This is a genomic window from Rhodoferax sp. GW822-FHT02D07 (assembly GCF_058802405.1).
The window spans coordinates 364,354-376,158 of sequence record NZ_JBXAOD010000001.1; the positions used below are offsets into that span (position 1 = coordinate 364,354).

General features: G+C 64.1%; 7 protein-coding genes. 3 read left to right on the plus strand and 4 right to left on the minus strand.

Going from position 1 to position 11,805, the window contains the following annotated elements; all coding sequences use genetic code 11:
• Window positions 1–3 precede the first annotated feature (3 nt).
• A complete protein-coding gene (pbpC, locus tag AC1RNN_RS01770; RefSeq protein WP_493086502.1) occupies window positions 4–2,334 on the minus strand; it encodes a penicillin-binding protein 1C in 2,331 nt (776 codons plus the stop codon).
• 10 nt (window positions 2,335–2,344) lie between these two features.
• Here pbpC and AC1RNN_RS01775 point away from each other — a divergent pair, with 10 nt between their 5' ends.
• The gene (locus AC1RNN_RS01775; protein ID WP_493086500.1) at window positions 2,345–3,448 is read left to right on the plus strand and encodes an NADH:flavin oxidoreductase; all 1,104 of its coding nucleotides are present in this window, start codon (window positions 2,345–2,347) and stop codon (window positions 3,446–3,448) included.
• On the opposite strand, the gene AC1RNN_RS01780 is transcribed toward AC1RNN_RS01775, so the two are convergent.
• Window positions 3,445–3,804, minus strand: coding sequence for a DUF1304 domain-containing protein (locus tag AC1RNN_RS01780; RefSeq protein WP_493086498.1), 360 nt, complete (start codon window positions 3,802–3,804; stop codon window positions 3,445–3,447). The genes AC1RNN_RS01775 and AC1RNN_RS01780 overlap by 4 nt on opposite strands.
• Before the next feature lie 86 nt (window positions 3,805–3,890).
• On the opposite strand from AC1RNN_RS01780, the gene AC1RNN_RS01785 reads away from it, so the two are divergent.
• Together AC1RNN_RS01785 and AC1RNN_RS01790 are read left to right on the plus strand one after the other, a co-directional pair.
• Window positions 3,891–4,520, plus strand: coding sequence for a TetR/AcrR family transcriptional regulator (locus tag AC1RNN_RS01785; protein WP_493086496.1), 630 nt, complete (start codon window positions 3,891–3,893; stop codon window positions 4,518–4,520).
• Entirely contained in the window at window positions 4,517–4,984 is a 468-nt protein-coding gene (locus AC1RNN_RS01790; RefSeq protein ID WP_493086494.1) for a hypothetical protein, read from the plus strand. Before AC1RNN_RS01785 ends, AC1RNN_RS01790 begins: the two co-directional genes overlap by 4 nt.
• A gap of 22 nt (window positions 4,985–5,006) precedes the next feature.
• Here AC1RNN_RS01790 and AC1RNN_RS01795 read toward each other — a convergent pair whose 3' ends face one another.
• Window positions 5,007–5,726 carry an ankyrin repeat domain-containing protein gene (locus AC1RNN_RS01795; RefSeq protein WP_493086492.1) on the minus strand — a complete coding sequence of 240 codons (720 nt, stop codon included), beginning with the start codon at window positions 5,724–5,726 and terminating at the stop codon, window positions 5,007–5,009.
• Between the two features lie 43 nt (window positions 5,727–5,769).
• Window positions 5,770–11,778, minus strand: a complete 6,009-nt coding sequence (locus AC1RNN_RS01800) for an alpha-2-macroglobulin family protein (RefSeq protein ID WP_493086490.1) — start codon at window positions 11,776–11,778, stop codon at window positions 5,770–5,772.
• Window positions 11,779–11,805: the final 27 nt, after the last annotated feature.

The window sequence follows — 11,805 nt, forward strand, 5'->3', positions numbered from 1 at the left end:
GGCTTACTTCCGGGTAGAGGGGGAGGGGGCTGCAGCCTTGATGCCGGCGCCGCGCACTTCGATGCGCACTTCGTCCAGCACCTGGCCTTTGGCGTCGGTGATCTGGATGCGGTGGCGGCCGGGCCAGGGCAGCCACAGGGCGCTGGGGCCTTGGGCGAGCGCTTTGCCGTCCACCCGCCAGCGCAATTGGCTGCCTTCGGCCTGCAGGGGCAGGCGTTGGCGGTTGGGCGGAATGTCGGGGTCCAGCGCGATGATGGTGCCGTCGGTGGGGGCGGTGATGCGGGCACTGGGCGCTGCACCAGAAGCTTGCATGCCATTATCACCTCCAGCCCCCGTCGATATTGCGCGAGCAGCTACTGAATCCATAGCAAATGCCGTCTGCTGCGTGCCATCGATGAACCATTCGCTGCGCGCGGCCTCCAGACCGGCGGCCTGGCTGGCGGTGAATTGCACCGGTTTTTGCACCAGCCCTGGCGGCGCTTGCGGCGCGCGGCTGGGTTGCTTGGCATGCAGGAAGTTCATCACTGCGGCCCAGATGGGCGCCGCGCCCGTGGTGCCGCTCACGTCCCACATGGGCGCGCCGCTGGCGTTGCCCACCCAGACGCCCACCGTGTAACGCTGCGACCAGCCCACGGCCCAGTTGTCGCGCATGTCTTTGCTGGTGCCGGTTTTCACGGCGCTCCAGAAGCGCGTGGCCAGCACGCTGTCGGTGCCGAAGGTGCGGGCGCGTGCCAGCGGGTCGCTGAGGATGTCGCCCACGATGAAGGCGGCGCGCGCGTCCAGCGCCTGCGTGGCTGGCGCGGCCTTGCCGGGGAGCAGGGTGGTGGGGCTGGTGCGCCCGCCATTGGCCAGGGCACGGTAGGCGTTGGTGAGGTTGAGCAGCGAGACTTCGGCGCTTCCCAGGGCCAGGCTGTAGCCGTAGTAGTCGCCGCTTTCCTTCAGCGGCAGGCCCAGGCGCTGCAGCTGTTTCTGGAAGGCATCGGGCGAGACCATGACCAGCGTGCGCACCGCGGGCACGTTGAGCGAGGCGCCCAGCGCGGTGCGGGCCGATACCCAACCCTTGAAATGGCGGTCGTAGTTCTGCGGAATGTAGAGGCCGCCGGTGGTCTGGATCTGTGTGGACGAATCTTCCAGCAGCGAGGCGGCGGTGATACGCCGCTCGGCAATGGCCTGCGCGTAGAGAAAGGGCTTGAGCGTGGAGCCGGGCTGGCGCAGGGCGGTGACAAAGTCCACCTCTTCGGCATTGCTCAGCGGCCCGCTGGAGCCCACCCAGGCCAGTACCTCGCCTGTGGCGTTGTCCAGCACCAGCAGGGCCGCGTCTTCCACATGGCGGCCGGCCAGCTCGCGCAGATGGGTTTGCAGCGTCTGCACCGCAAAGCGCTGCAGCGGCGCGCGCAGCGTGGTGCGTATGGTGGTGGCCGGCGCGCGCCCTGCGGGAGTCGCCATCGCCGTGAGCTGGCGCGCCACATGGGGCGCCACGCCTTCGCTGGCGGCAAAGTCGCGCCGGCCCAGTGCGCCGGTGACCAGCAGGTCCAGCACTGCGCATTGGGCCGCTGGGCCCTGCAGGCTTTGCAGCACGCTGCAGGCGCGCTGGGTGACCTGCGGGCCCTTGGCGTTGGGCGCGCGTACCAGCGCGGCGGCGATGGCGGCTTCGCGGTCGTCCAGGCCGTGGGGGGCTTTGCCAAACAGGCTGCGGCTGAGCGCGTCAATGCCCACCAGCTCGCCACGGAAGGGCACGAGGTTGAGGTAGGCCTCCAGGATCTGGTCCTTGCGCCAGTCGCGCTCCAGGCTGCGCGCCGAGAAGGTCTGGCCCAGCTTCTGCACCACGCTGCGCCCGCCACTGCCGCGCTTGAGGTCTTCGTCCAGCAGGCCGGCCAGCTGCATGGTGATGGTGGAGGCGCCGCGTGTGCGGGTGTTCCACAGGTTGCCCCAGGCGGCAGCGGACACGGCGCGCCAGTCCACCCCACTGTGTTCGTAAAAGCGCTTGTCTTCGCTGAGCACCAGCGCCGTGCGCAGGGCCGGGGACACATCGGCCAGCGCCACCCATTGGCCACGGCGCACCGTGGCGTTGGTGCGCAGGCGGTGCAGCAACACACCGTGGCGGTCCAGAATCAGCGTGTCGGACGACTGGTAGTCGGCCTTTACTTCATTGAAAGTGGCTGCAGCCCCCGTGGAATATGAGAAAGCAGCTACTAAAAATATAGTAATTGCCTTGGCGGGACGGTGCAAAACCCCGCGGCCGCCCCGGCCCTGGGGGGCTGTAGCCTTGGTGACCCTGCGGCCCCATGGGTCGGGCGCGTCCCCGTAAACTGGTTTGTCTTGCAACTTATCCATCCCTGTCTGTATGTCCCACGCTGCTCCGCTGTTCCAACCCTTCATCTTCAAGGGCCTCACGCTCGCCAACCGCATTGTCATGGCACCCATGACGCGTTCGTTTTCACCGGGTGGCGTGCCCACGGCGCAGGTGAGTGAGTATTACCGCAAGCGCGCCGCTTCTGCAGTCGGCCTCATCGTTTCCGAAGGCACTGTGGTGCAGCGCCCCTCGTCTGCCAACGACCCCGATGTGCCCCGCTTCTGGGGGGATGACGCGCTGGCCGGCTGGCAAGACGTGATCAACACCGTGCACAGCGCTGGTGGCGTGATGGCGCCCCAGCTCTGGCACGTGGGCGCGGCGCGCAACCCCCGTACCACCTGGACCGCTCCCCCCCCTGTGGATTCACCCTCCGGCCTGTCGCGCCCCGGCAAGACGTTTGGCGCGCCCATGAGCGATTCGGACATCGCCGACACCATCGCGGCCTTCGCCAAGGCCGCGGGCGCCGCCAAGCGCCTGGGCTTTGACTGCATCGAGCTGCACGGCGCCCACGGTTACCTGATCGACCAGTTCTTCTGGGACGGCACCAACCAACGCGACGACCGCTTTGGCGGCAGCGACCTGGTGGCGCGGGGCCGCTTTGCGGCGGACATTCTGAAAGCTGTGCGCGCCGAAGTCGGGCCCGACTATCCGGTGATCATCCGCCTGTCGCAATGGAAGCAGCAGGACTACAGCGTGCGCATGGCGCAAACGCCCGACGAAATGGCCGCCTGGCTGCAGCCGCTGGCCGATGCGGGTGCCGACATCTTCCACTGCTCGCAACGCCGCTTCTGGGAGCCGGAGTTTGACGGCTCCGACCTGAACTTTGCCGGCTGGGCCAAGAAACTCACCGGCCGCCCCACCATCACCGTGGGCTCGGTGGGCCTGAGCGGCGAGTTCATCGCGGCCTTCGGCGGCGAAAGCTCCAAGCCCGCGTCGTTGGACGAACTGCTGCGCCGCTTTGACCGCGGCGACTTTGACTTGGTGGCCGTGGGCCGCGCGCTGATCAGCGACCCGGATTGGGCGGTGAAGGTGCGCGATGGCCGCGAGGCGGAGTTGTCGAGCTTCTCGCCTGCGGCCTTGGCTAGTTTGGTTTAAAGCAGAAAGACGGCGGCCAGTCCCAGCGCGGCTGGCACCGTCTGGATGTAGAGGATGCGCTTCATCACCGTCACGGCACCCCAGATGCCCGCCACAGCTACGCAGACAAGGCCAAAGACGGCGAAGGCCTTGGCAATGGCTGGGTCGGGGTAGACCAGACCCAGCAGACAGGCCGCTGCCAAAAAGCCGTTGTAGCAACCTTGGTTGGACATGGCTACGGCGCGCGATTCCACCTCGGCCTGCGGAATGCCAAACACCTTGGCGCCACGTTTCTTGAACAGCACGGTTTCCAGCAGGAAGATGTAAACGTGGATCAGGCAGACCAGGGCGATGAGGACAAGGGCGAGGATGTGCATGGGAATGTCTCGGGTTGATGGAGTGCTGCGGAGAATACATAATCATGTTATGTTTGTAAAGATACACCCTGTCTCCCACGTTACCCATGGCTGAAACCCAGACAAAACGCGACGGCCGCAAAGAGAACGCCAGCGCCACGCAGGCCGCGCTGCAGCGTGCCGCACTGCGCTGGTTTAGCGAGCAGGGCTTCGAGAAAGCGCCTGTGGGCAGCATCTGCACTGATGCGGGCGTAACCGTGGGCGCGCTGTACCACCACTACGGGGACAAGAAAGGCCTGTTTGCAGCTGTGGCTGAGCAAGTAGACGCGGGGCTGGTGCAGCAGGCATTTGCTGCGCGCCAGGCCGTAGTCGATGTTGGTGGCAGTCCTTGGGACGCGTTTCTGGCATCTATCGACACCGTGCTGCAGGCCGGCACCAATGCGCCGCTGCGCCGCCTGATGCTGGTGGATGCTCCGGCCGTGCTGGGCGCGCAGTGGGGCGAGATCCGCCAGCGCCAAGGCTTGGGCGCCATGCGGGCCAGCATCACCGCCATCCAGGCGCACGGCATTTTTCAGGGGCACGATGCAGAGCGCCTGGCGCGCATCGTGTTGGGCGCGCTCTATGGCGGCATGGATTCATTGCCGGACGATGATGCAGGCGTGCAGGATGCGTTGGCGGATACACGGCAATGCCTGATCGCCATGCTCGAAGGTTTGCGAAGCAAGGATGCGCTATGACCGTTGAGACCACGTTCCAACTTGGGGCCGAGACCAGCACGGTGCTTTGCACTGAAGACGGCCGCGTTGTTCTGCAGCAAGACCTGCCGCTGGGTACCGCCTCACTGGCCCGCCAGTGGATGCGTCACACACCGCCCACGCCGCTGGACATTGAGCACGCGATTGAGCAGACCGAGGATGTTGTGATGCCGCTGGCAGCCAAGCTGGTGCGTGCGGAGCAGTTGCTATTGCGCGGAGAAGGGGCTGCCTTGATTCTGCAAGGCGTGGGTGCGGAGTCGGATGCAGCGCTGCATTGGAGCTTGGATGAGGTGGAAGACATCTTCAACCGCCTTGCCATGGTGAGCCAAGGGCGGCCAACGGGGCAGGAGGCTTTGCCTATCGCGTCAGAGTTTTATGCGGCGATGGTGATAGTGCGGGAATGCTTGCACCACTTGCGGTTTGTTGGGATGCTGGTGCGGGCTTAGCTAAGCCGAGTAAACCGGTCGGCTAACTATTTCTTTTGAAATCGACCTCCGGGAAATAGCGTTCCAGCAATTGACGCATAGCCGGATCCCCCGAGTTGCATTCTCTATCAATCGCCTCCCGAATTAGGTTGCGGCCTCGCCAATCTCTTATGCTGATGTCAGGGTTGTATTTGCACAAAATATCGAGCGCACCGAGATCTTCATGGTTCCCATTTTTTGTGTACATCACCGCAGTCATGCCGACTTTTGACTGTGCATTGATATCGGCTCCCGCTGCGAGCAGCCTCTCGATACAGGCATAAAACTTCCGACTGGTAGCCCACATTAGTGGGGTTCTGCCTTCTTCAAGATCGCTCGGGAGAGGTTCTTCCGGGCTTTTTCCCTTCGCAATTAGTGCGTCAACTAACTGCAAATTTCCACGCATAGCTGAATGTGCGAGTGCGCCGTCATTTGCAAAAGTTCCTCCAAGTTCAATCAACTTGATTGCTAATTCATATCTTCCAGCCGCAATAGCCGCAACTAGCGGGGACTCTCCGAACTCTCCACGCGAAGTTTTGAGTCGTCGCGGGGTTGCTAGGCGTAGCGCTTTCTCGTCGTTTCCCTCTTCGATAGCTTTAAAAATTGGAGAAAGAAAAGCGTGCCCTAGCAGTGATGTGAACCAGTTTCGCGTTGAGGCGACAGTCGGAACATGGAAAACAAATGTTCGCCATCCAGGAAACTTGAAGACCAGTATTTGGGACATAAAAATATTTAGTCGAGCAATAACTTTTCTAGGCGGCCCATCATCACTTCACCGCCTCCACCTTCACCCGCGCATTCGGCGCCTCCCCAAACATCTCCGGCGCGTACATCGCCTCCACACGCGACGGTGGCAGCGAGAACTCGCCGACGTTGTTCAGGCGGATGGTGTATTCCATCTTCACGACGCCCTTGGGTAGGTATTCGTAGTAGCTGCGGAAGGATTCGAAGCTGCGTTCCTCGAACGCGGCCCAGCCGTAGCCTTCCTTCTTCTCGCCCTGCGTGGCGATCTCGCTGTCGCGGCCCAGGCCGCTGCCCAAGATCGTGGCGCCGCCGGGCACGGGGTCGGTGATGGCGACCCAGGTCATGTCGGCACTGGCGTTCACCTCGATGCTGATGCGCAGCACGTCACCGCGTGTGTAGCTGCCGGCGGGCAGACTCTTGTTGGCCTGCTCCACGGGAGTGATGGTCTTCTTGATCTGATAGCCCGCAAAGAAGGGTGCCTTCAGCTGCACCGCGGCCACCGACTGCAGCGTGAGCCAGGGCTTACCGGCGCCCTGGTGAGTCACGTTCAAGGTGTCCTTGGCCGCCGTATTGCCCCAGGGCAGGAACATGGTGTTGTTCTTCAGGTTGCCGGGCGATGCGGGCGCGCCAAACATGCTGGTCTGGTGTGCAGCGCCGGATGCATCGGTGGTCTTGATGCGCTCCACTTTGCTCCAGTCCACGCTGGCCGCGCCCGTGCTCATGGATGCCTTGGTGGTGCCTGCAACCGGCACGGCTTCAAACTTGGCGCTGAATTTTTCCAGTGCCAGGCCACCCCACAGGTTGGCCGTGGTGGTGTGCCAAGCCCCGTTTTGCTGGCGGCTGATGAAGCCGTTGGCCAGGCGGCCCATGTCGTCTTTCCATGCCGGGTCGTCCAGCACGCTGAGGATCAGGCGCGCGGTGTTCACGTCGCCGTTTTGCATCAGCCACCACCAGTAGTCGTCCTTCTCGCTGCTGAAGATCATCTTGGTACCCTGGTAGCTGATGCGGCTGCGCAAGATCTGGTTGGCCTCCGCAATACGCTTGTCGCGCTCGGGCACATCGTTCACACGTTTCAGAATGTTGAGCCAGTCAATCACCGCATGCGTGGGCCATTGGTTGGGCGCGACGGTGACGCTGTTGACCATGCGGCCTTGGGCCTTGCCGTAGCGCGATAGTGCCTCGATGGCGGCCAGCTTGCGCATGTCCAGGTCCTTGCGCGGGCTCCAGAACTCGCGCTGGATGCGCCCTTCCACAAAGGCGATGAGGCCACGCTCCATGGGCGCGCGGATCTCGTCGCTCAGCGCAAACGCGGGGTTGAGGGTGGACGCCTCATGCGTGGCGGCCAGCAGGTAGGCGGTCAGCGTGTCGCTGCCGCGGTTGGCCTCGCCATCGCGCGGCGGGAAGTAGTTGGCCAGGCCGTCGCTGTCCAGATAGCTCGGGATCTGCGTGGCCACGGTTTGCCAGAGCTTGCCGTCGCGCAGGCCCACGCTCTTGCTGGTCTTTTGCTCCAGGCAGGCAAAGGGGTAGAGCGCAAACCAGTCTTTCACGCCCGGCAGGCCTTCGGCCAGCTTGGGCTGCAGCGACATCTTCAGTCCGCCGCGGCCGGGCAGGGCGTCGGCAGGGGCGTTCACGTCCATGGTCAACGGCCCGTCTATCTGCACCAGCGTGGCCTGCTGCACGGTCAGGGGCACTGCAGGCACGATGCGTTGGCGCGCCTTGAGCGCATCCTTGGCACCGCTGATCGTGTCCTTGGCCTCAATCTCCCAGAGGATGGCCTCATTGCGGGTCAGCGCCAGCTGGGCCGGCGCGGTCACGTTCCAGGCAACTTCTCGCGCATCCCCAGCGGGAATGTCCACCGTCTGCGGCTCCAGCGTCAGCAGCGTGGCGCGTGGTGTCACCAGCACCTTCATGGCCTGCTTGGTGGTATTGCGCAAGGTCAGCTGGGCGCGGTACTGGTCGTCCTCGCGCACCAGCGGTGGCAGGCCGCTGATGATCTGCAGGTCTTGTGTGGCGCGGATGCTGGTGCTGCCGGTGCCAAACATGCCGGTGAAGGCATCGGCCACCGCCACGATCTTGAAGGTGGTCAACGCATCGTTCAACGGCACGGTCACCACGGCCTGGCCATTGGCGTCCAGTTTCACGCTGGGGTTCCACAGCAGCAGGGTCTCCAGCAGCTCACGTGCACCGCTGTGGCCACCACCTCCACCGGGCGCCACAGCCTTGCGGCCATAGTGGCGCCGGCCAATGATTTCCATCTGCGCGGTGGACGTCTCCACGCCCCAGCTTCGGCGCTGCAGCATCGCGTCCAGCAGGTTCCAACTGGTGTTGGGCATCAGCTCCAGCAGGGCCTGGTCCACGGCGGCCAGGGCCACCTCGGCGTTGGCAGCAGGCTGGCCGTTGGGCAGCTTCACGGTGATGGTGACCTGCGCCTTGCCACGCACGGCGTAGCTTTCCTTGTCAGCCTTCACGCTCACGTCGAGCTGGTGGGCCTTGGTGCCCACGCGGATTTCGGCCACGCCCAGGCGGAAGGCGGGCTTGCTCAAATCCACCAACGCGGTGGGGGCCACGTATTCGCGCCCCTCGTACCAGAAGCTGGTCCACCACTCCCGTGGCGCCTTGTAGCCCCAGGTGAAGAAGCTGTACCACGGCACCTCGCGAAGGCGGCCGCGCAGCACCAGCGCGCTCACATACACATTGGGTCCCCAGCCTTCCTGAATCTTCAGGCTGATGGTGGGGTCCTGGCCGTTGAGCTGCACCACCTCACTTTGCACAATGCCTTCGCGCTCCACCGACACCAGCGCCGTGGCAAAGCGGAAGGGCATGCGCACCTGGAATTTGGCCGTCTCACCGGGCTGGTAGGCCTTCTTCTCGGGCAGCAGGTCGATGCGGTCGGTGTTCTCACCGCCAAACCACAGCTCGCCCTGCTTGGTGACATATACGCTGCTGGCGGCCTGGATGCTGTTGCCGCTGCTGTCTTTGGCCGTGACGACCAGCTCCACCTGGCCGGGCTCGCCCAGCGCGGTTTCACACAGGAGCAGGCCGCGCGAATCGCTCTTGCCGCTGCACACGCTACCCAGCTCCTTGGTGCTGGTCTTGTTGTCGTAGGTGTAGAAGCCACCCACCATGCGCTTGCGCGTGGTGGTGGTGATGCGGGCCGTAGCTTTCACCTCCAGCGCCACGCCTTCCTGCGGCTTGCCGCTCAGGTCCAGCGCCAGCGCCTGGAACTTGATCTTCTGGCTGCTCGATACCCAGCCTTCGGTCTTGATGCCGGCCACCACAGCCGCTGGCCACAGCGTCTGTGTGCTGTGAATGGTCTGCACCTCGCCATTGGGGTCGGAGTAGGTGGCTTCCAGCAGCAGGTCTTGCGGTTGGCGGCTCTTGGGAACCTTGTCGATGGCCACCTTGCCCGCGCCACTCTTGTCCAGCGTGATGGGCAGCTTGTCGGCGATCACGCGGGCGTCGCTACCCGCATTGGTGTCCTCTTCGCCTTCGCCGCTGCTGGCTTGCTGGTTGCCTTGCGGGGCGGAGAAGTTGAACTCGCTGAAGTCTGCAAAGTTCAGGTACTTGGCACGCACCAGCGCCGACACACGCACCGGCAGGTTCACCGCGCCGCCGCCCGATACATAGTTGATCTGCACGTCCACCGGCACTTTGTCCACATTCACCAGTGCCTTTTTCTCGGCCGGTGTGACCCGGCCTTCCAGCACCGGCAGGCGGAACTCTTCCACGCGGAACTGGCCGGTGTAAAAGTCCTGGTCGCGCGTTCCACCCGTGAGCTGCACTTGGTATGCGCCCAGCTTGGCTGCGGGCGGGATGGAGAAGGTGTTCTCCGCACTCAGGCCGCCGGTGGCGGTCTTGCGCCACTTCAGTGGCTGCTCATACTGCTGGCCGCTGCCCATGTGGGTGATCAACAGCGTATCGGGCTGCTTGGCGGGCAGGTCAAAGCCCTTGGATGTCTCGTTGCGCAGCAGGTGCTTCATCGACACGGTTTCTCCGGCGCGCAAGAGCGTGCGGTCGAAGATGGTGTGGGCGCGTTCGTCAGGCACCACCTCGCGGCTGGTGGGCAGGTTGAAGCGCCAGGGTTCGATGCCGCGGTTCCAGTCGCTCCAGGTGAAGGCCATGTCCTGCACCGTGGTTTTGCCATCGCCCGCCGGCTGCGTGGCGCGCGCGCTCACAAAGTAGGCTTGGCTGTAGCCCTCTTCGCCACTGCAGCGTGGCGGTTGAGGCGACAGGCCGGTGAGGTTGGCAATGCCTTGGGCCGTCGTCACGCCAGTAGCCACTTCCCGGCCTCGGCAGTCCGACACACGCACGGTGGCGCCAGCCACGGGCGTGCCCTTGTCCAGCGTGGTGACCCAGGCCAGCGCGTTCTCGCGGCCCAGCTTGAAGTGCACGCCCAGGTTGGTCACCAAGGCCGAGGTGCGCACATACATCGTGCGCCCCGGGCCATGGCCTTCGTCCAGCAGGCTGGCGCCCAGCTTTTGCGACGCGATCTCGACGATGTGGAAGCCCGGCGAGAGCGGAATGCCCACCACCTCAAACGGGCGCGGGTCATTGCTCTGCGGTTTGGGCAGGTCCAGCGTCTTCACGCTGGCCTGGCCCTGCAAGAGCGAGACCATGCGCGTCTGCACACCGTATTTGTCCTGGTCGCTCACGATCTTGGGCAACGGGCCTTGAATATCGGTAGCTGCCTGCTTGCGCGACACGGTGTAACTGTCATAGCGCTGCACCTTGCGCCACCAGGCAATGATCTCGGCGTCAGTTCCCGGCTGGAAAGTGCTGACCTTGCCGGCTGGCGCCTTGGGCGCACTGGGCTTGGCCTGTTCGGCATTCAGGCCCTTCACATTCAGCGCGGCTTCCACATTGCGCAGGGTGACGGGAAGCAGGGCAACCCCATTGGGTTCGGCAAAGCGCTCCACGATGCCGAAAGGCGCTGCAGCAAACTTGGCCAGCGGCGGCATGGAGCCCGTGCCCACCTTGAGCGGGAAGCTGTCCGCATTGCGCAGTACACGACCCGATGCATCCTTGAAATCCTTGGGCAGCTCGATGGTGAACTGGGTTTGCTCCGCAAACGGCGCGGTGAACGAGATGCCGTTCACCACCGTGTCGTCTTCGCCGCCTTGTTCTTCCAGGTTGGGCTTGATGGTGTCCTTGCTGCTTTTGAGGCGTATGCCCTGCAGCAGCTTCACCGGCACTGGCGCGTTAAAGCTCAGCGTCATGGGGCGAATCGGCAGACAGGCGCTTTGTGCGTTTTCACGTTCGCAGCTGAAGCTGGCCGCAAACGGCTCGCGCACCTGGAAGTTGAAGCGCTTCTCCACGCTGTTGGGCACACCCGTGGCTGCGCCGCCGCGCGCCGGTGTGGCCACGCCCTTGCCAAACACGATCTGCACCTTGGCCGACGAGGACAGCGTGCGGTTGCATGCCAGGGTGACTACGGCCAGCGGGTTGGCCTTGGCCTCCGCTTCCACGCCCTGGGCCTTGAGCAAGCCTTCGCGTTCCTTGCCGCTCAGCAGGCGCACCGCTACGCGTTCTCCCAGACCTTCCACTGCGCACCACACATTGGCCTGCACGCTCTCCAGCGTGGCCGCACCGTTCAGGCGCAGGGTGAAGAACTGCTCTTCGTCGATGCGGCTGCCTGAGTAGGGGCGGATGCTTTGCACGAAGGGGCCGCCGCTATTGAATTTGTAGCTGCTCGCGCCTGTCAGCTCTGCGCCCTTGGGCGATTTGAAGCCCGGCTTGGTCTGCACGGTGCAGCTGATGCCGGGTGGCAGGTCGTTCTCAAAGTCAAATGCCCATACCCGGTCATTCACCCAGCGGCCCGTGCCCTTGGTCACCTGGGCATCGCTGCAGCTCAGGGACAACGGGGCCTCCGCTTTGGGGTCACCGAAATTGACGGCGCTTTCGTCGAACTTGGCCACCACCTGGCGTATCTGGGCGATTTCCCCCTGGGGGGACAAGCTGGTGATTTGCAGGGCCAGCGCGGCCCAAGAGGACGCGGCCAGGCCGCAGGCGATGATGATTTTTTGGAATTTCACGCGGGCTCCCGAAAAGCAGCTGGAAGG